Annotated in this window: 16 protein-coding genes; 10 read left to right on the top strand and 6 right to left on the bottom strand. The window is 69.3% G+C overall.

The genetic code is table 11. The features are described from left to right. The first annotated feature begins 41 nt into the window (after positions 1 to 41). The 4 genes from VKH46_14925 (at position 42) to VKH46_14910 (ending at position 3,960) form a co-directional block, all read left to right on the top strand. Entirely contained in the window at positions 42 to 1,559 is a 1,518-nt protein-coding gene (locus VKH46_14925; protein ID HKB72138.1) for a TRCF domain-containing protein, read from the top strand. Next, on the top strand, positions 1,556 to 2,416 hold the full coding sequence (locus tag VKH46_14920; GenBank protein HKB72137.1) for a peptidylprolyl isomerase: 861 nt from the start codon (positions 1,556 to 1,558) through the stop codon (positions 2,414 to 2,416). The genes VKH46_14925 and VKH46_14920 overlap by 4 nt, the downstream gene beginning before the upstream one ends. Continuing rightward, a complete protein-coding gene (locus VKH46_14915; GenBank protein HKB72136.1) occupies positions 2,413 to 3,384 on the top strand; it encodes a SurA N-terminal domain-containing protein in 972 nt (323 codons plus the stop codon). The genes VKH46_14920 and VKH46_14915 overlap by 4 nt, the downstream gene beginning before the upstream one ends. A 255-nt stretch (positions 3,385 to 3,639) precedes the next feature. Next, entirely contained in the window at positions 3,640 to 3,960 is a 321-nt protein-coding gene (locus VKH46_14910) for a DUF971 domain-containing protein (GenBank protein ID HKB72135.1), read from the top strand. A gap of 198 nt (positions 3,961 to 4,158) precedes the next feature. Here the strand turns inward: VKH46_14910 and VKH46_14905 are convergent, their stop codons facing one another. From VKH46_14905 to VKH46_14880, 6 genes are all read right to left on the bottom strand, one after another. Next, positions 4,159 to 5,508 (bottom strand): peptide MFS transporter, encoded by a 1,350-nt coding sequence (locus tag VKH46_14905; GenBank protein ID HKB72134.1) that lies wholly within the window; start codon positions 5,506 to 5,508, stop codon positions 4,159 to 4,161. Between the two features lie 279 nt (positions 5,509 to 5,787). Next, positions 5,788 to 6,714, bottom strand: a complete 927-nt coding sequence (locus VKH46_14900) for a diacylglycerol kinase family protein (GenBank protein ID HKB72133.1) — start codon at positions 6,712 to 6,714, stop codon at positions 5,788 to 5,790. After that, the gene (gene ruvB, locus VKH46_14895) at positions 6,711 to 7,736 is read right to left on the bottom strand and encodes a Holliday junction branch migration DNA helicase RuvB (protein ID HKB72132.1); all 1,026 of its coding nucleotides are present in this window, start codon (positions 7,734 to 7,736) and stop codon (positions 6,711 to 6,713) included. The genes VKH46_14900 and ruvB overlap by 4 nt, the downstream gene beginning before the upstream one ends. Before the next feature lie 284 nt (positions 7,737 to 8,020). After that, positions 8,021 to 8,605 (bottom strand): Holliday junction branch migration protein RuvA, encoded by a 585-nt coding sequence (ruvA, locus tag VKH46_14890; GenBank protein HKB72131.1) that lies wholly within the window; start codon positions 8,603 to 8,605, stop codon positions 8,021 to 8,023. Beyond that, on the bottom strand, positions 8,602 to 9,972 hold the full coding sequence (locus VKH46_14885; GenBank protein ID HKB72130.1) for an aminotransferase class I/II-fold pyridoxal phosphate-dependent enzyme: 1,371 nt from the start codon (positions 9,970 to 9,972) through the stop codon (positions 8,602 to 8,604). The genes ruvA and VKH46_14885 overlap by 4 nt, the downstream gene beginning before the upstream one ends. A gap of 258 nt (positions 9,973 to 10,230) precedes the next feature. Further along, positions 10,231 to 12,174 carry a peptidyl-prolyl cis-trans isomerase gene (locus VKH46_14880; protein HKB72129.1) on the bottom strand — a complete coding sequence of 648 codons (1,944 nt, stop codon included), beginning with the start codon at positions 12,172 to 12,174 and terminating at the stop codon, positions 10,231 to 10,233. Positions 12,175 to 12,319: 145 nt separating this feature from the next. Between VKH46_14880 and VKH46_14875 the strand changes: the two genes are divergently transcribed. From VKH46_14875 to rodA, 6 genes are all read left to right on the top strand, one after another. Next, the gene (locus VKH46_14875; GenBank protein HKB72128.1) at positions 12,320 to 13,765 is read left to right on the top strand and encodes a FecR domain-containing protein; all 1,446 of its coding nucleotides are present in this window, start codon (positions 12,320 to 12,322) and stop codon (positions 13,763 to 13,765) included. A 28-nt stretch (positions 13,766 to 13,793) separates the two neighbouring features. After that, on the top strand, positions 13,794 to 14,819 hold the full coding sequence (locus VKH46_14870) for a rod shape-determining protein (GenBank protein HKB72127.1): 1,026 nt from the start codon (positions 13,794 to 13,796) through the stop codon (positions 14,817 to 14,819). After that, positions 14,812 to 15,675, top strand: a complete 864-nt coding sequence (gene mreC / locus VKH46_14865; GenBank protein ID HKB72126.1) for a rod shape-determining protein MreC — start codon at positions 14,812 to 14,814, stop codon at positions 15,673 to 15,675. Before VKH46_14870 ends, mreC begins: the two co-directional genes overlap by 8 nt. A 62-nt stretch (positions 15,676 to 15,737) precedes the next feature. After that, positions 15,738 to 16,238: a hypothetical protein gene (locus tag VKH46_14860; protein ID HKB72125.1), complete on the top strand. Its 501-nt coding sequence runs from the start codon at positions 15,738 to 15,740 to the stop codon at positions 16,236 to 16,238. A 100-nt stretch (positions 16,239 to 16,338) separates the two neighbouring features. Next, positions 16,339 to 18,282 (top strand): penicillin-binding protein 2, encoded by a 1,944-nt coding sequence (gene mrdA, locus VKH46_14855; protein ID HKB72124.1) that lies wholly within the window; start codon positions 16,339 to 16,341, stop codon positions 18,280 to 18,282. After that, positions 18,279 to 19,370 (top strand): rod shape-determining protein RodA, encoded by a 1,092-nt coding sequence (rodA, locus tag VKH46_14850; protein HKB72123.1) that lies wholly within the window; start codon positions 18,279 to 18,281, stop codon positions 19,368 to 19,370. Before mrdA ends, rodA begins: the two co-directional genes overlap by 4 nt. Positions 19,371 to 19,542 lie beyond the last annotated feature (172 nt).

The following is a 19,542-nucleotide window of genomic DNA, read 5'->3' as shown; positions in this document are numbered from 1 at the left end:
GCGCTGCAGGATGCCATCCATGTCGGCGGGGGGGCGCACTGATGAGCTCGGTGATGCCGATGGCCGACAGCGCCCATGACGAGAGCGGCACCGACGCGCAGGTCGCGGTGCTGGCGCCGACGACGATCCTCGCGGACCAGCACTACCGGACCTTCACGCGGCGCTTCGCCGCGTTTCCGGTCACGATCGAGCTCCTCTCGCGGTTCCGCGACCGCGCCGAGCAGAAGCGGATCGCCGCGAGAACCGCCGAAGGCGCGATCGACGTCCTGATCGCGACCCACCGGCTGTTGTCCAAAGACATCCGGTTCCGGGACCTCGGTCTCCTCGTCGTCGACGAGGAGCAGCGGTTCGGGGTCGCCCAGAAGGAACGGATCAAGGAGTGGAAGGCCTCGATCGACGTCCTCTCGATGTCGGCGACGCCGATCCCGCGTTCGCTCAACCTCTCGCTCTCGGGACTGCGGGACCTCTCGATCATCGAGACGCCGCCCCGTAACCGCCTCGCGATCGAGACACAGATCATCCCGAAGGAGGCCGATCTCGTGCGGGAGGCGATCGCGTTCGAGCTCGAGCGCGGCGGCCAGGTCTTCTACGTCCACAACCGCGTCGAATCGATCCTCGCCGAGAAGACCTTCCTCGCCGAGCTCCTGCCGGACGCGCGCATCGCGGTCGGGCACGGGCAGATGAGCGAGGGGGAGCTCGAGCGCACGATGCTCGACTTCGTCTCCCGCCGGCACGACATCCTGCTCGCGACCACGATCATCGAGAACGGGATCGACATCCCGTCGGTGAACACGATCGTGATCGACCGCGCGGACACGTTCGGCCTCTCGCAGCTCTACCAGCTCCGCGGGCGCGTCGGGCGAAGCGACAAGGCGGCCTACTGTTATCTGGTGATCGAGCCGGGCGCGGCGCTGACGGAGACGGCTCGGGCGCGGCTCGCGACGATCCGGGAGTTCTGCGACCTCGGAGCGGGATTCCGCATCGCGGCCAAGGACCTCGAGATCCGGGGCGCCGGAAACTTCCTCGGCGCGGAGCAGTCGGGCCACATCGCGGCGGTCGGGCTGGAGATGTACCTCGACCTTCTCGAGGAGGCGATGCGGTCTCTCAAGGGGGAGGAGGTCCTTCCGGAGCGCGCCGTCACGATCTCCCTCGGGAGCGAGCTTTCGATTCCCGCTTCGTACCTCCCCGAGGAGAGCCTGCGGATGGCCCTCTACAAGAGGATCGCCCGGGCGCGGGACGACGCCGAGATCCGCGAGATCGCGCGGGAGACCGAGGACCGCTTCGGGCCTCCCCCGCAGCCGGTCGCCAACCTCATCGAGTACGGCCGCCTCCGGCGGCGCGCCGAGCGCCTCGCGATCAAGTCGGTCGAGCGGCGCCGCTCCGGGTACCGGCTCGTCTTCGACGCGGAATCGCGCGCGGAGCCGGCGCGCGTCGTCGCGCTGCTCCGCGGCCGGCCGGGAGCGTCGGTCGCTCCGACGGGCGTCGTCGCGCTGCCGGCTGACTGGAGCGTCGAGGACGTGATCGGCTTCCTCGACGCGCTGCTGGCGGCGGCGGCATGAAGACGGCCGCGCGGCGGTTCGCGACTCCGCTGGCCGCCGCGGCGCTCGGGATCGCGCTCGCGGGATGCGCGCGAAAGCCCGCGGCCGGATCGATCGAGACGATCGCGGTGATCGACGGCCGCCCCGTGCCGCTCCACTCCTTCCGCTCCTTCTTCGAAGCCAACGCCGGACGGCCGATCGCGGACTCGCAGCCGGCGGTCGTCTCCGGGCTCTTCGACGAGTTCCTGCGCGAGGAGACGTGGCGCCGCGACGCCCGGCTCGACAGCGGCGACGCCCAGGCCGACCGGCGCGAGGCGCCGGGCCTCCTCGTCGGCCGAGCGGGCGACGCCGTGCGCCCCACCGACGCGGAGATCGGGGAGGACTATGATCGCCATCCGGAGCGCTGGCGGCGGCCGGAGGAGGTCAGGGTCGCCCGGATCTTCACGCGGGTCCGGTCGGAAGCGGACGCGGCCCGCGCGCGGGCCGCGGCGGGAACCGATTTCGGGGAGCTCGCCCGGACGGTCTCCCAGGCGCCGGACGCGCCACGCGGCGGGGCGCTCGGGTGGGTGCGGCGGGGCGACCTGCCGTCGGAATTCGAGGCGGCGGTCTTTCGTTTGAAACCGGGAGAGGTATCGCCGGTCATCGCCGCGGAGGAGGGGTTTCTGGTTTTCACCGTGATCGAGCGCCATCCGGCGCGGACGCTGACGCGCGAGGAAGCCGCGCCCGAGATCCGGGAGCGGCTCGCCCGCGAGAAGGCGGACCGCTACCTCAACGGACTCATCGACGCCGCGCGCCGCCAGGGGCGGATCCGCGTCTACTTCGACCGGCTGCCCTTCGTCTACACGGGGAGCTTTCTTCCCGGGGGAAAGGAATCATGAGGAAGATCCTGGCGATCCTGCTGTGCGCCGCCGCTTCGGCGGCCGCCGGCGCCGAGCTCGTCGAGCGCGTCGTCGCCCGCGTCGACGACCGCATCATCACCGAGGGCGACCTCGACGCGCGCGTCGAACGGGCACGAAAGGACCCGCAGGCCCCGGCCGACCTTTCGCGGCTCCGGCTCGCCGTCCTCGAGCAGATGATCCGGCAGAAACTGGTCGAGGGAAAGGCGGCGCAACTCGACATCGTCGCCACTCCCGAGGAGATCGACGAGGCGATGGAACGGGTGAAGACGCAGTACGGCCTCACCTCGGACGAGGAGTTCAATCGGGCGCTCGCCGCCAACGGCATCGACCGCGACGTGCTGCGCGATCAGCTCCGCGAGTCGCTCCTGACCAACAAGGTGCTCGCGCGCGAGGTGCCGATCAACCTGAACGACGACGCGCTCCGGACCGAGTACGAGAAGGTCAAGGACGAGAAATACCCGATTCCCGAGAAGGCGCGCGTGGCGGAAATCCTCGTGCGCTTCGACCCGGCGGACCCCGCCTCGAAGGAGGCCGCGAAGGGGAAGATCGACGAGGCGCGCGCGCGCATCGCCGGCGGTACGGCGTTTTCCGACGTCGCGAAGACGCTCACGGAGGGCCCGGCCCGCGACCGCGGGGGCGACCTCGGCGTCGTCTCGCGCGGCGACCTCCAGCCCGAGCTCGACCACGCGATCTTCGGAATCCCCGAGGCGCTGACCGCGCCGGTCGAGCTCAAGGACGGGTGGGCGCTCCTCTCGATCACCGATCGGGAGAAGGCGGGATACCGGCCGTTCGACGACGTCAAGGAGGAGATCCGCAAGCGCCTGTCCGAGGAGATCTACGACAAGAAATTCGCCGACTACCTGACCGACCTCCGCAAGAGATCGTTCGTCAAGATCTTCGACAAGGACCTCGCCGCGCTCGACGAGGCGTCCAGCAAGAAGGGCTGATCCGTGACGGAAGTTCGAAGCACGAAAGACGAATCGTCGAAACAAGCCCGAATGACCGAAATCAGAATGATGAGAACTCACCAGCAGAACAAAAAGTCGAAGCAGGAATCCGGACCCGAAACACACTCGAAATTCCGCACGCGAACATCTAAAACCCCGGTTTCGAATTCCCATCATTCGAGATTCGGATTGGTTTCGGATTTCGAAATTCGAAATTCGGATTTCCGGCCCGTCGAGGGGTAGGAGAACCGGAAAATGGCCATCGAGGTCCCCCGGAGCATCCAGCAGATCGGGCGCGAGCTCGTCGTCGTGTGGGAAGACGGGCGCGAAGACTACTTTTCGCTCGAGCGGCTCCGACGGGAATGCCCGTGCGCGATGTGCCGGGGGGAGAGCGACCTGATGGGGAACGTCTATCGCGCGCCGAAGCGGCCTTACGGGCTCGGCGCTTTCCTCATGCACGGCTGGAAGAAGGTCGGCGGCTACGCGATCCAGATCTACTGGCAGGACGGCCACAACGACGGCATCTACACCTACGAGCTCCTGCGCAAGCTCGGCGAAGCGACCGAGACCGGGTAGCCGCGCTTCGTCCCGAGCGACAACTGAGAAACGGGGAGAAACCGGATTTCTCCGGCTCCGTTGAGCGCGTGAAGGCGCGGCCAGCCGTGCGGGAAGACGGGTCCGGCGGGCCGGCAGACGGCTAAGGCGTACCGAAACGTACGTCGTGCCGGCGGCCGGCCCGACGGACCCGTGTAACGGCGCGTATGGTCCGCGCCTCTATCGAACTTCTCCCATCAGGCTCTTGACGGGGCGTATGAGCGCGAACATGAGCAGTCCCGCCGCGAACGAGATGATCGCGACGATGCCGAACAGCCGGTCCAGCGGCATCGAGCTGAAGAACTCCGCGGCGAACCCCGCGAGCTTGTTGCCGAGGGCGTTCGAGAGGAACCAGACCCCCATCATCAGACCCACGATCCGCACGGGCGCGAGCTTCGTGACGATCGACAGCCCGACGGGAGAGATGCACAGCTCGCCGAGCTCCTCGATGAAGTAGGCGCCGACGAGCCAGAGCGGGCTCACGCGGACGTTCGCCGCGCTCTGCGCGAGCCTCGCCGCGGGGATGAGCATCAGGAACGCGAGCCCGGCGAAGACCAGACCGAGCGCGAACTTGGCCGGGCTCGACGGCTCTTTTCTCATGCGGCCGAGACGCGTCCAGACCCACGCCATGATCGGCGCGAGGATGATCACCCAGAGCGCCTGCACGGAGACGTACCAGGAAGAGGGAAAGGAAAACCCGAAGACGGACGTCCTGGTGTAACGGTCGCCGAACAGATTCAGCGTCGAGCCCGCCTGCTCGTAGGAGCCCCAGAAGATGCCGGCGAACAGGAAGAAAACGACCACGGCCGCGATGCGCTTCCACTCGGCGGGCGTGAATCCTCCCGCCGTCGAGACGGCGCCGCCCGGCCCCTCGGGGGGCACGCGCCGGGCGGAGAGGCGCTCGATCGCGGGCTTGAGCCGCCCGCGCCCGACGACGTACTGGATCACCCCGAAAAGCATTCCGACCCCGGCGCAGGCGAAGCCGACGTGCCAGTTCACTTTCTGGGCGAGATAGCCTGCGATGATCGGCCCGAGGAACGCTCCGAGATTGATCCCCATGTAGAAGATCGAGAAGCCGGCGTCGCGCCGCGCGTCTCCCGGCTCGTACAGCGAGCCGACGATCGTCGAGACGTTCGGCTTGAGCAGCCCGGTCCCGATCACGATCAGCGCGAGGCCGGCGTAGAACGACGGGAGGACCTTGAAGGCGAGCGTGAAGTGGCCGAGCGCGATGATGATGCCGCCGACGAGGACGCTGCGGTATTGCCCGAGCCAGCGGTCGGCGATGAGGCCCCCGAAGATCGCGGCGAACCAGGCGCTTCCGGTATACGTGCCGTACAGGCTCCCCGCGTGCTGGTCGGAGAATCCGAGCCCCCCCGCCGAGACCGACGCGGTCATGTAGAGGATCAGGAACCCGCGCATCCCGTAGTAACTGAAGCGCTCCCACATCTCCGTGAAGAAGAGGGTCGAGAGGCCCTTCGGATGGCGAACGCGCATCGGTTCGGCGTCGGGGGGGACCGCGACTTCTACCAAGCTCTCCTCCTCGCTCGAGTTCCGCGAAGTATAGGGCATCGAGTTGCAGCGGTCAGCGATCGGAGATCGCTGCCGCTGAACTCGCTGAGGATTCCCTGAGACGCGGCGAGAACCGGGCGATGCTGCGGAGCCGATTCTCAGTTGGCGCGACTTTGAGGCGCGGCGAGGCGCGAGCCCGGCGGGATGCGGGCCGGCCGCGAGATCCCGAGGCCTACCCGGGCGTAGGTCGCAGGGTCTCGCGGCCGGCACGCGCCCGCCCGGCTCGATGCATTCGCCGCGCTAGCCCTTTCTCGGAGCCAGAACGCGGAGGCGCCGTTCGGCAATCCGGCACTCGACCGGCGTCTCCAGCACGCAGTCGCCGTCGACCTGGACCTCGACGGCGTAAGGCTCGAGCGATGTGACGCGCACCCGGCGTCCCCGAACGACCCGCGCGAGACCGCTCTTCAGATGCTTCCCCTTCCCTCCCTGCATGCCGCGGAAGAGCCGGAACAAATCGCGGCGGCTCCGGGAGTCGAAGATCAGCACCTCCAGGGTGTCGGAGTCGGCCGACGCGTCGGGAGCGACGATCCAGTCGCCGGCGTAGTGCTTCGAGTTCGCGACGACGGCGAACGTGGCCGCGTGATGCGCGCCGTCGATCTCGACGTCGAGCTTCGGGAACTCGTACCGGAAGAACTCGACGACCGCGGTCACGAGGATCCCGGCGCGGCCGAACCACCGCTTGAGGAAGAGGCTCATCTTTCCCATCACGCGGGCGTCGAGGCCCACCCCCGCCATCAGCAGGAACGGCCGGTCGTTGGCGACCGCCGCGCGGACGGTCCGGACCTCTGCGTCGACGATCAGCCGGGCCGCGCGATCGAGCTCGAACGGGATCCCGAGCTCGACCGCGAGCACGTTGGAGGTTCCTCCCGGCAGGATCGCGAGCGGCACGTCGGTGCCCAGCAGCGCGGCGGCCGCTTCCGACACCGTCCCGTCGCCGCCGCACACCGCGACCACGTCGGGATTTCCCGGCAGCAGATCCCGGACGATGCGCGTCGCGTGGCCGGGTCCGCGCGTCGGGGCGTGGGCGAGCTCGATGCCGTCGTCCCGCAGCCTCTCGATGACCGCCTGCATCGCCGCCCGGCGGTCGCGCTGTCCCGCCGTCGGGTTGTAGATGAGGACGCCGCGGCGGGCCGGCCCGCGGGCCTCCGAGCCGGCCGGGGCGCTCAAAAGAGCGAGCTTCCGGCCGTGCCGGGAGCGATGCCGAGCCGCTTGTACGCGCGCGCGGTCGCGACCCGACCGCGGGGAGTGCGCTGGATGAACCCGGCCTGGAGCAGGAACGGCTCGTACAGGTCTTCGAGGGTCCCGCGGTCCTCCCCGAGCGACGAGGCGAGCGAGGACACCCCCGCCGGACCGCCGCCGAACTTCTCGACGAGGACCGACAGGATCCGGATGTCGAGCTCGTCGAGGCCGTACTCGTCCACCTCGAGCTTCGCGAGCGCTTCGTCGGCGGTCTGCCGATCCAGCACCGTTTTCCCGGCGACCTGCGCGAAGTCGCGGACGCGCCGGAGCAGCCGATTCGCGATGCGGGGAGTTCCGCGGCTGCGCCGCGCAATCTCGCGGGCCGCGTCGTCTTCGATCGGGACGCCGAGAATCCGCGCGGATCGTTCGATGATCGTCGCCAGGGAATCGGGATCGTAGAAGTCGAGGCGGTGCTGGATCCCGAACCGCGCATGCAGGGGCTGCGAGAGGAGCCCCGGCCGCGTCGTCGCCCCGACCAGCGTGAAGGGCTTCAGCTCGATGCGGTGCGTCCGCGCCGCGGGCCCTTCTCCGATCACGACGTCGAGGACGAAATCCTCCATCGCGGAGTAGAGGACTTCCTCGACCGCCGTCGGCAGCCGGTGGATTTCGTCGATGAAGAGGACGTCGCCGGGCTGCAGGTTCGTCAGGATCGCGGCGAGGTCCCCCGCGCGCGCGATCATCGGCCCGGCGGTGATGCGCAGGCCCACGCCCATCTCGTGGGCGACGATGTGGGCGAGCGTCGTCTTGCCGAGCCCGGGCGGCCCGGTCAGGAGCACGTGGTCGAGCGCCTCGCCGCGCGCCCTGGCGGCCTGAAGGAAGACCTCGAGGTTGTCCCGGACTTTCTTCTGGCCGATGTACTCGGAGAGCCTTCGCGGCCGCAGCTTCGGCTCGACGGCGGCTTCTTCCTCGAGCGCGGAGGGCGAGAGGACGGACCGGTGGGCTTCGTTCACGACGAACTCATTATCCCTGATCGTCGGCGGGCGCGGACCATACGGGTCGCTATACGCGTCCGTGGCGTTCGCCGGCGGGATCAAGGTACGCCCGGGTACGCCCTCACCCGCCGGCCGGGCGCCCCGAACGCGTCTTTCAACCCGTCTGCCTCCGCCTCAGAGTTTTCTCGAATCCACGACGATCCCGAGCGGACATGACCATTCTTCGTCGTGTGTCAATCGTGGGAACCACCGGACGCGGCGAGACGCGTGCGAAACGGAATGCGGGTCGCCCGCGGTGCCGGCTACCCTCCCGAGAGCGCCGCGAGCGCTTCTTTCAAAAAGTCGGCAAACGAGGGAGGCGCGCCTTTGCGCGTCAGGTGATCGACGACGCGGTCGGCCTCCGACTTCTTGTAGCCGAAGTTGACGAGCGCCGAGACGACGTCCCGCGCCTCGACGCCGGGCCCGCCGGCGGGAGGGACGAAGAGTTTCTCTGCTTTCTCCTTGAGCTCGAGCGTCAGCCGCTCCGCGGTCTTCTTCCCGATCCCGGGAATCGACACGAGCCGACGCGCGTCCCCTTTCGCGAGCGCGCCGAGGAGGTCGTCGGCGGGAATGCCGGAAAGGAGCGTGAGCGCGAGCTTCGGACCGACTCCCGAGACGGAGATCAGCATCTCGAAGAGCTTCTTCTCGCGCTCCGAGGCGAACCCGAAGAGCGCCAGCATGTCCTCCCGCACGTGGGTGTGGATGAGGAGCGCGGCGGAGTTTCCCGCGTCCGGCAGCTCCTGGTAGGTCTGGAACGAAATCGCGACGGAGTAGCCGACGCCCGACACGTCGATCACGACGCGGTCGGGGAGCTTCTCGAGGAGCGCGCCGGAGAGACGCGCGATCATCGGCGGCCCGCGTCCGGGGCGGCGTCCCGCGCAACGTTGCTGGCGGCCCCTGGCGCGGAGTCCGGCGCAACATCCGGCGCGGCGTTCAGCGCCGCATCCGGCGCGGCGTTCAGCGCCGCATCCTGTGCGGCGTTCAGCGCCGCATCGAGGTCCGCGACGAGGTCGCGGACATCCTCCGCGCCGACGGACAGCCGGATCGTCGATTCCCGGATCCCGAGCGCCTCTCGGCGCGCCGGGTCGATCATCGCGGGAGAATGCGAGGTGATCGCCGGCAGATCGGCGGTCGTTTCCACCGACCCGAGCGACGTCGCGAGCCGGATCAGCCGCAGCGATTCGACGGTGCGGCGCGCCGCCGGGCCGCCGCCGGCAACGTCGAAGGCGAGCATCGCGCCGAAAACGCCGCCCATTTGCCGCCGCGCGACCTCGTGGCCCGGATGATCCGGCAGCCCCGGGTAGTGCACCCGCTCGACCGCCGGATGCGACGCAAGGCGCCGGGCGATCGCCATCGCGTTCTCCGACTGCGCCCGCACGCGGAGCGCCACCGTCTTCATCCCGCGCGTCAGGAGCCACGCCGCGTGCGGGTCGAGGATCGCTCCCGACATCTTCCGCGCCGTGCGGAGCCTCGCGGCGACCGGGGCCGCCGCGCAGGCGAAACCCGCCGTCACGTCGGCGTGCCCGTTCAGGTACTTCGTCGCGGAATGGAGGACGAGGTCGAACCCGAGCGCGGCGGGGCGCTGGAGGACCGGGGAGCCGAACGTCGAATCGACTGCGCAGAGGAGCCCGCGATCCTTCGCCCGCCGGGCCACCGCTTCGAGGTCGACGATCTTGACGAGCGGGTTCGTGGGGGTCTCGACGTAGAGGAGGCGCGTCGCGGGCCGGATCGCCCGCCCGAAGTCCGGGTCGGCCGAAGTCGGCACGAGCGTGACCTCGATTCCCGCGGCGGGAAAGACGTCGCGGAAGAGGGCGAGGGTCCCGCCGTAGAGGTCCTCGGTCGCGACGACGTGATCGCCCGGCGAGAGCACCGCCTTGAGCGCGACGCCGATCGCCGCGAGACCGGAGGCGAAGACCACTGCGTCCTCGGTCCCCTCGAGGGCCGCCATCTTCCTCTCGGCGGCCGTGATGGTCGGGTTCCCGTAGCGCGAGTAGAAGAGATCGCGACGCTCGCCGCGCGCGGCGGCCTCGAGCTGTGCGACGTCCTTGAACCAGAAGGGGGCCGTCTGCCAGATCGGGTCGACGAGCGCGCCGGAGCGGTCGTCCTCGCCGGCGCGCGTCGCCTCGGTGTCGATCCCGCGACGGCGATACGGGCGGTTATCCGGGTCCGGCCGGCCTGCCGACGGGCTGCCAGGTTCGAGCGACTTACGGGTCACGCTTTCCTCTTGGCGGGGATTCCCGAGGGGAGCTCGAGGGGATGCTTCCCCTCGACTCGAACGTTTAGCGACCGCTCATGCTCCATCTGCGAAGCAGGCGGTCGCGACGCCTCACCCGCCGACCCGCCGTCCGGATCCGCCTTCCCACCCGTCTCGCCGCGCTTCATCGCCATCGGAGCCCGGCACTTCTCTTCCCGATCGCCTCGGTGTCGATCCCGCGACGGCGCGGCGCGTCGTGCGGACCGGACGGCCCGCTCATCACCCCTGCGTGTACCGCTTCAGGATCTCGTCGTTGACGACGATCTTCTCCTGACTGCGGCGGTGCGCGAGCTCGGCCTCGATCAGCTTCTGCGCCTCCTGCTGGCGCGCGGCGTCGGCGAGCTTGTCCTTCTGCGCCGCGAACGCCGCCGGGTCGAAATCGGTCTTCGAGACGACGCGGTAGATCACGACGCCCTTCCCGGGAAGCGCGACGGGGTCGCCGTACTGCCCGGCGGGCGTCTTGAAGATCGCGTCGGCGAGGGCCGGCGAAGCGCCGAGGCTGCCGATCGGCGCCCCCTTGCCGAACTCGGCCGGAGTCTGGACGTCGGCTTGATAGCGCTTCGCGACCGCCGCGAGGTCGGCGCCGCCGCGCAGCTCCGCCACCACGGGACGCGCGGCGCCGAGCTCCCGTTCCTCGGTCTGGCGCCGGGCGTACTCGGCGGCGACCTTCGCGCGAACCTCGGCGAATTCCGGGATCCCCGGCGGCTTCACGTCGGCGACCTTGACGATCGCGAGGCCGCGCGGCGTCGGCACGGGCTGCGGCGAGACCTCCCCCTTCTTCAGGGCGAACGCCGCCTTCAGGAACCCCGGCGCGTAGCCGATCCCCGGCACCTGACCCTGCGCCGTCACCCAGTCGGTCGCGTCGAAGGAGACCACGTCGTCGGCGAGCTTGCGGAGGTCCGCGTCGCTCGCGTTCTTGCCGATCGCCTTCTGGAGCGCCTCGGCCTTGCGCTGCTCGGCGGCCTTCATCTGGTCCTGCGTGAGGATCGACGCGATCCGCGGCGTCGCCTCGGCGAGCGTCTGCTTGCCCGCGGGGAGCTTCGCCATCAGCTTGATCACGTGGTAGCCGAAGTCGGATTTCACCGGCCCACGGATCTCGCCCGGAGACATCGAGAACGCGGCCTCCTCGAACGGCGGGACCATCTGGCCGCGCGCGAACGGCGGGAGATCGCCTCCCTGCGCCTTCGAGCCGGGGTCGTCGGAGTACTTCCGCGCGAGCTCGGCGAAGTCCTCTCCCTTCTTCGCGCGCGCCAGGACGTCCTCCGCCTTCTTCTTCGCGGCGGCGTCCTCGGCGGGTGTCGCGTCCTTGCCGGTCTTGATCAGGATGTGGGCGGCGTGCACCCGCTCGGCGACCGCGAAGTCGTCGGAGTGCGCGTCGTAGTATGCCTGGATCTCGGCCGGCGAGGGCTTCAGCTTCTCGCGGAGCTTCGACTGCTCGACGAGGAGATACTTGAGCTTGCGGCGCTCCGGCTCGCGGAAGAGATCCTTGTTCCCGTCGTAGAACTTCATGAGCTCCGCGTCGGAAGGCGCGGCCGGCGCCGAAGCGGCGAGCCTGGCAGGAGGAAGGAGGACGTACTCGACCTTCGCCTTCTCGTTCTGGGCCTCGAACTGCGACTTCAGGCGCTCCTCCGGGATGACGAGGCTCGCCGCGACGAGCGCGTTGTACTTCTCGATCAGCATGTCCTCGCGGAAGCCGCGCTCGAACTGCCCGACCGTCAGACCGTACGCCGCCAGCGCGCTCGCGTACTCGGAGGCGCCGACGAACTGGCCGTTGCGCTGGAAGGCCGGCATCGCCTGGATCCGCCCGGCGAGCTCGGCGTCGGCCACCCGCAGCCCCGTCCGCTGCGCGGCCTCCAGCAGCATCCGCCGCTCGATCATGCCGTTCAACACCTGGTTCGGGAGGTCCATCGCCTTCGCGAGGGCCGGAGACCAGTTCCCCTTGTACATCTGCCGGTACCGGTCCTCGGTCTGCTTGTACTGGCGGTCGAAGTCGGCCGCGGTGATCGGTTCACCGTGGAGGGTCGCGACCTCGCCGCTGGTCGCCTTGTCGCCGCGCACGCGCCCCATTCCCCAGTCGACGAAGATGAAGGCGACGAACACGATGACCACGAACCACAGCACCCACTTGAGATGCTGGAAGCTTCGACGCATGACTTTGAGCATGGGCTGACGTTCTCCTTCCCGAGTCTTTCGGCGAACTTGATATATTAACAACGCGCACCGCACGGCGCAAAGCGGAAGAATTTGTCCCGGTCGGGGGGCTATGTTATAAGGCGGACGACGGTAAGTTCCGCTCATTCCTCAACTTATGGCACAGACGGCAAACAAGAGGGCGACCCGGGGAGACCTCGAATGGATCGTCTTCTCCTACCGCGACGTGCGGCGGTGGTTGATCATTCTCCTGGTCGCCGGAGGGGCCGCGACGTGGGGAGTGCACGTCTACCGCCGCAACCACGTCTCGCCGGAGCTGCGCGCAGAGCGGCAGATCCAGCAGGCCGAGACGACCTACAAGAACGCCGAAGCGAGCCCCGAGGCTTCCCGGTTCACGGCGACGCTCGGGCAGGCGAAGGAACGGCTGGCCGACGCCAGGAGCGCACTCGAGAACGCGAAGAACGTCGAGGCGTACGACCTCGCGGTCGAGTCGGAATCGCTCTCGCGCCGGGCGCTCGGCCGCGCCGGCCACTCCGACATCGGCGACGCGACGTTCGTCGCGCTCGACGGCGAGGTCACGATCCAGCGCGCCGGCCGCGGCACGTGGGAAGAATGCCGGCTGCGCCAGTCGCTGTACGACGGCGACTTCATCAAGACCTCCTCGTCGGGTTCGGCGGAGATCATGTTCTTCGACGGCACCCTCTACCAGCTCCGCCCCGATTCGCTCTTCGAGGTCAAGAGCGGGCAGCGGCCCGACCGCGAGAAATCGAGCGCCGTCGACATGGTGTCGGGCTCGATCCAGGTCTACACGTCCAACGCGCCGTCGCAGATCCGCACGAAGGCCGTGTCGGCCGAGGTGCAGCGCGATTCGGAGGTCGGAGTCTCCGTCGCCGAAAACCACGACACGGAAGTTTCGAGCTACCGCGGCCAGGCGGTGCTGCGGACCGAGCGCGACAGCGTCGTCCTCTCCGACCGCGAGCGCGTGCGCGCCAACGCCGCGACGCAGCGCCTCGGCGGCAAGATCGCGCTGCCCGAGTCCCCCGCGCCCGTCGACCCCGCCGACAACCGGATCTTCGACCTGAAGAAGAACGCCGACGTCGTGCTCCGCTGGACCGCCGTGAAGGAGGCCTCCCGCTACCACCTCCAGGTCTCGCGGTCGCGGCTCTTCATTCCCGATGCGACGCCGCTCGACCTCTCGGACCGCCGCGGCCTCCAGGCCGCGATCCGGCCTCACGAGGAAGGGTCGTACTACTGGCGTGTCGCGGCGATCAGCGGCAAGGGGGTCTCCTCCGACTGGAGCCCTTACCGCCGGTTCCGGGTCGTGGCCGACGCCGCGAAGGCCGGCGCGCCGGCCGGTGCGCCGCCGCCCCTCCAGATCGAGACCCCGCAGCAGATGGGCAACCTCTTCCTGATCTTCGGACACACCGATCCGTCGGCCTCCGTCTCGGTGGGCGGCAAGCGCGCCGACGTCGAGCCGGACGGCTCGTTCAAGACGACCGTCACCGTCGACACCGAGGGGGAATCGCAGATCGTCGTCAAGGCCGCCGACGCCGCGGGGCGCGAGACCGTCAAACGCATTCGCGTATTCGTGGAATTATTCTGACCGGGCCGCTTCCTCGCGAAGGAGATCCATGGGCTGGAAATCGCTCTTTTCCCTCTTCTCGTCCGATCTCGCGATCGACCTCGGGACCGCGAACACCCTCGTCTTCGCGCTCAACCGCGGAATCATCGTCCGCGAGCCCTCGATCGTCGCGATCAACAAGCTGACCAACCGGGTGGAAGCGGTCGGCAAGGAAGCCAAGGAGATGCTCGGCCGCACCCCGGGCAACATCGCCGCGATCCGGCCGATGAAGGACGGCGTCATCGCCGACTTCGAGGTCACGGAGAAAATGCTCGATTACTTCATCAAGAAGGCGCACGGCCGGTCGCTCTTCGTCCGGCCCCGCATCGTGATCTCCGTCCCGTCGGACATCACGCAGGTCGAAAAGCGCGCGGTCCAGGACTCCGCGATGCGCGCGGGCGCGTCGGAGGTGTACATCATCGAGCAGGCGATGGCCGCCGCCATCGGATCGGGGCTTCCGATCACCGAGCCGGCAGGCAACATGATCGTCGACATCGGCGGCGGGACGACCGACGTCGCCGTCATCTCGCTCGCGGGGATCGTCTATTCCCGCTCCGTGCGGATCGCCTCCAACGAGATGGACGAAGCGATCGTCCAGTACATCAAACGCAAGTACAACCTCCTCGTCGGCGAGCGGACGGCCGAGCAGATCAAGATCGAGATCGGCTCCGCCCACCCGCTCGACGAGCCGATGACGATGGAGGTCAAGGGACGCGACCTCGTCGAAGGCGTGCCGAAGACGCTGCTGCTCTCCGACGAGGAGATCCGGGAGGCGCTCTCGGAGGTCGTCGCCGCGATCGTCGAGACCGTCCGTGTCGCCCTCGAGCGCACCCCGCCCGAGCTCTCCGCCGACATCATGGACCGCGGGATCGTCATCACCGGGGGTGGATCCCTGCTCAAGAACCTCGACCGGCGGCTGCGCGAGGAAACGGGTCTGCCGATCTCGTACGCCGAGGACCCGCTCGCCTCGGTCGCCCTCGGCACCGGCGCCATGCTCACCGACTTCGGTCTCCTGAAAAAGATCTCGATTGCCTGATCCGCGCCTTCCTTCGCCCGCCGCCGGCGCCCGGCACGCGAAAATCGTCCTCGCCGGGACGCTCGGAGGCTGCCTTCTGCTGATGTCGGCGCAGGCCCGCCAGAAAGGGCGCGGGCCGTCGCTGCTCGAGCGGACCGGGTTCTTCGTGCTCAGTCCCCTCGTCGCCGGCAGCCATCAGGCGGCGCAGGCGGAGAAGTCGGTCGCCGGGTCGATCCGGTCCTATTTCGGCGCCCGCCGGGAGAACGAGGTCCTCCGCCGCCGCGTCTCCTCGCTCGAAGAGCAGGTGTTCGCGCTGCGCGCGGGCGCCGAGGACGCGGCGCATCTGCGCGCGCTCCTCAAGCTCGCCCCGTTCCTTCCGGCAGTGCGCGCCGCGGCGCCGATCCTTTCGATCGAGGAGCGGGGCTCGTACCGCCGCGCGTTGATCGGTGCGGGCGCCGACTCGGGAGTCCTCCCCCGGTCGCCGCTCGCCGTGACGGCCGGACTGGTGGGACGCGTCACGTCCGTTTCGCCGCGGTTTGCGAAAGCGATCCTCGTCACCGACGCGGATTCCGCGGTCGGCGGACGGATCGCGCGCACCGGCGAGCAGGGCGTCGTGCGGGGGGACGGCGGGGAGCTGCGGATCGACTACGTCTCGGCGCTCGCCGACGTGCGGCCGGGAGACCTCGTCGAGACGGCCGGGATCGACGGGATCTTCCCGCGCGGCATCCCGATCGGCACGGTCACGCGGGTCACCCGCGGCAAGGCGCTCTTCCTCGCGATCCGACTCGCTCCCGCCGCCCCGCTCCACCGGCTGGACGACGTCCTGGTCCTCGACCCGGCTCCCTCGGCCGAAGACGGTCGGAGCCCTTCCGAGTAATGCCGTGGGCCGCGCGCGCGAGGTTTGCGAGTCGCAGAATCGCCCGGAAGGGATTTTGACCCGTGAAGGCGCTGCGCGTCGCGATCTCGACCCTCGCCGCGGCCGGCGCGACGGTGCTCTTCGCCTCGCTGCGCGCGCCGCTGCTCTCCTCGGTCGACTGGTTCCTCCTCGCCGTGGCGTACCAGGCGGCGTCGGCGAGCTTCATCGCCGCGACGGTCGGGGGAGCGCTCGGAGGATTGATCGAGGACGTGCTGCTCCATCCGCTGAAGGGGGCCCACGCATTCGCGAAGGCGCTCCTCGGGTATGCGTTCGCGCTGGTGGCGGTCCGGATGGTCTTCGGCGGCGCGCTCGTCGTCGCCGCGACGATCGCGATCGCGGAGCTCGCCAACGACGTGCTGGTCGCGGCGCTCGGCCGTCTCCTTCTCGGAACGCGCTTCGCGATCACCTCCGCGGATCTCGGCGGGAGCGTCGTGACGGGCGCCGTCGGCGGGCTGCTCTACTGGGCGTGGCGATTTCCCTGGAAGGAGGAGTGGCGCCGGCGCCAGCGGCGGAGGCTCCGTTGAGGGCGCCGGTCGCTCGGCTCCGCCTCGCTCGGCGCCACCCTACCCCGGCCTGCGGCCACCCCTCCCCATGGGGGGAGGGGACGGGGGTAGGCCTCGAACCATGAGGCTGCGAGGGAGCTCTTCCGAGGAGCGCGAGTCTTTCCAGCGCATGATCGAAGTCGCGTTCATCGCGGCGGCGTTCGCCTTCGCCGCGATGGCGACGGCCTACTGGTACACGCAGATCGTCCGCGGCGACTACTATTTCAAGCTCTCGGAGAACAACCGCCTGCGTTCGGTCGCGGTCACCGCCGCGCGCGGAGTGATCTACGACCGCCACGGGGTCCCGCTCGCCGAGAACGAGCCCTCCTACACCCTCTACCTCTACCGGCGTGAGACGAAGAACCTCGCCGCGTCGATCGACACGGCGGTTTCTCTCCTCGGGCTCCCGCGCGAGGACGTGGAACGCCGGGTGGCGCGCTATCGGACGTACTTCGACTTCGTCCCGATCGCGCTCGCCGAGAACCTCACGATCGGCGAGGTCGCGGCGATCGAGGCGCGCGGCGCGGAGGACCCCGAATTCGCCGTCGGCGTCGGGCAGCGGCGGCTGTACACGAAGGGGACGGGCGCGCAGGCGATCGGGTATCTCTCCGAGGCGTCGCCGAACCAGATCGCGGCGCAGCCGGACCGCTACCGGCCGGGTGTGGCGATCGGGCAGCGCGGAATCGAGAGCGCCTACCAGGACCTCCTCGCCGGACGCGACGGCGAGCGGCGGATCATCGTCGACTCCTTCGGCCACGAGACCGCCGAGGAGAGCCGCGAGGACCCGGTGCCCGGCAGGAACCTGACGCTCACGATCGACGAGAGGCTTCAGGAGGTCGCGGAGCGGTATTTCCAGAACCGCGTGGGATCGGCCGTCGCGATGGATCCGAAGACCGGGCAGATCCTCGCGATGATCTCGGCGCCCTCCTACGATCCGAATCTCTTCTCGCGGCGGATGACCGGCACCCAATGGGCGACGCTCGTCGACAATCCCTTCCGCCCGCTGCAGAACCGCGCGATCCAGAACGTCTATTCGCCCGGCTCCGCGTTCAAGGTCTTCCTCGCGGTCGAAGGCCTCGCCGGCGGCTACATCACGCCCGACACGAAGGTCTTCTGCCCGGGGTACGCGACGTTCTACGGCCGCGCGTTCAAGTGCCACAAGAAGGAAGGGCACGGCTGGGTGAACCTCCGCGAGGCGATCCGCGGCTCGTGCGACGTGTACTTCTACACGCTCGGCAAGCGCATGGGGATCGAGAAGATCGCCGAGGCCGCGCGGGCCTTCGGGTTCGGAAAGCCGACCGGACTCGACCTCCCGAACGAGAAGGCGGGCCTGGTCCCCTCCGAGGAATGGAGCGAAAAGGTCCGCAAGGCCCACTGGTATCCCTCCGAGACGATCTCGGTCGCGATCGGCCAGGGGCCGCTCCTCGTCACCTCGCTGCAGCTCGCGCGCGGCCTCGCCGGACTCGTCAACGGCGGGCGCTTCCCGCGGCCGCACCTCTTCCTCTCCGCCCAGGACGCGCAGACCGGCGGCCGCTTCGAGTACTTCGACGGGACCGAGGAGCGGATGAAGATCGATCCCGCGATCGTCGGGCAGGTCGAGGACGCGATGTGGGCGGTGGTCAACGAACCGGGAGGAACGGCTTACCTCTCGAGGCTCCCGGGCCTCGATCTCTGCGGGAAGACGGGCTCCGTTCAGGTGGTCGCCCAGAAGGACACCAAGAAGGAGGGATCGCTCCCGTTCGAGAAGCGCGACCACGCGTGGTTCATCGGTTTCGCGCCGAGGCGGGATCCGAAGATCGTCATCGCGGTCTTCGTCGAGCACGGCCAGCACGGCGCCTCGGCCGCGGCGCCGCTCGCGCGCGACCTCGCCGCGACGTACCTCGGCGTTCCGATCCCCCACCCGGCGGAGCCCGGCGAGCCACCGGCCGGAGCTCCCGCCCCGACCACGATCGCGGCCGCGCGCGCCGCGGCGTCGCTTCCGGCGCCCGCGCGGAAAGCCGCGCCGATCACGGAGGCTCGCCGGTGAGGGGCCTGTTCCAGAGGAGACGCGTCGACACGACGCTCCTTCTCGCCGTCCTCGCGCTGCTCGGCATCGGTCTTCTCCTCGTCGCCTCGTCCACGCTCGGGGGGCGCAACGCCGAGCTCACCGGCCGCCAGGCGATGTGGATGGGCGTCGGCATCGCGCTGATGCTCGGGATGCTCGCCGTCGACTATCGGGTGCTGCTGAAGTTTTCCTTCCCGATCTACGCGGCCTCGCTCGCACCGCTCGTGTATCTCCTCGCCCTCGGGCACCGGATCGCGCACGTCCGCTCCTGGGTGAGGTTCGGCGGCTATCAGTTCCAGCCCGCCGAGGTCGCCAAGGTCGCGACCGCGCTGCTGCTGGCCTACCTCTTCGAGAACGAGCAGGACCGGCGCCTCCGTCCGGCGGCGCTCGGAAAGCTGTTCGCGATGGTGCTCGTCCCGTGCCTGCTCGTTTTCCTCCAGCCCGATCTCGGCCTCGCGCTCACGTTCGTGCCGCTCCTCCTCGTCGGGATGTACTTCGGCCGCATGCGCCGCCGGTACTGGGCGCTCCTCGCCGCCGCGCTCGTCGTCTGCTGCGCCGTCGGGTGGCTGTTCCTCAAGGATTATCAGAAGCAGAGGATCACGACCTTCGTTCACCCCGACGTCGACGTCTCCGGGGCCGGCTACCAGGTCCGCCAGTCGAAGATCGCGGTCGGCTCCGGCGGCCTGGTGGGCAAGGGCTACCGCCGCGGGACGCAGAGCCAGCTCCGGTTCCTGCCGGTCCGGCACACGGATTTCATCTTCGCGGTGCTCGCCGAGGAATTCGGGTTCCTCGGCGTGCTCGTCGTCCTCTCGCTCTACGCGACCGTCGTCCTGCGCGGGCTGCGCCTCGCGACGCACGCGCGCGACCGCGGCGGAGCCTTCCTCGTGCTGGGGCTCACCGCCTGCCTCTTCTTCTCGGTCATGTTGAACACCGGGATGATGATCGGCCTCTTCCCGACGACGGGGATTCCGCTGCCGCTCCTCTCGTACGGCGGGTCGTCGGTCGCGACGACGCTCGCCTCGATCGGCCTGATCCTGTCGGTCGAAGCGAGGAGATTCGCGAATGCCTGACTCGAGGACATCGCGAATGCCTGAGACCGAATGAGCGACGCCGTCAAGGAAATCCTGATCGACTGCAGCCCGGCCCAGACGCGGGTCGCGCTGACGGAAAACGGCAAGCCGGTGGAGCTCTTCCTCGAGCGCGCGCGGCGGTCGGGCTCGGTCGGCGACATCTATCTCGGCC

The organism is Thermoanaerobaculia bacterium (genome assembly GCA_035260525.1).
Classification (GTDB): Bacteria; Acidobacteriota; Thermoanaerobaculia; order UBA5066; family DATFVB01; genus DATFVB01.
The sequence above is the reverse complement of the archived record's forward strand: the minus strand, read 5'-3'. Positions and strand labels throughout refer to the sequence as shown.

Coding starts and splice junctions, on each gene's coding strand:
- VKH46_14925 (HKB72138.1), top strand. CDS start 42: ATGAGCTCGGTGATGCCGATGGCCGACAGCGCCCATGACGAGAGCGGC.
- VKH46_14920 (HKB72137.1), top strand. CDS start 1,556: ATGAAGACGGCCGCGCGGCGGTTCGCGACTCCGCTGGCCGCCGCGGCG.
- VKH46_14915 (HKB72136.1), top strand. CDS start 2,413: ATGAGGAAGATCCTGGCGATCCTGCTGTGCGCCGCCGCTTCGGCGGCC.
- VKH46_14910 (HKB72135.1), top strand. CDS start 3,640: ATGGCCATCGAGGTCCCCCGGAGCATCCAGCAGATCGGGCGCGAGCTC.
- ruvA (HKB72131.1), bottom strand. CDS start 8,605: ATGATCGCGCGTCTCTCCGGCGCGCTCCTCGAGAAGCTCCCCGACCGC.
- VKH46_14880 (HKB72129.1), bottom strand. CDS start 12,174: ATGCTCAAAGTCATGCGTCGAAGCTTCCAGCATCTCAAGTGGGTGCTG.
- VKH46_14875 (HKB72128.1), top strand. CDS start 12,320: ATGGCACAGACGGCAAACAAGAGGGCGACCCGGGGAGACCTCGAATGG.
- VKH46_14870 (HKB72127.1), top strand. CDS start 13,794: ATGGGCTGGAAATCGCTCTTTTCCCTCTTCTCGTCCGATCTCGCGATC.
- mrdA (HKB72124.1), top strand. CDS start 16,339: ATGAGGCTGCGAGGGAGCTCTTCCGAGGAGCGCGAGTCTTTCCAGCGC.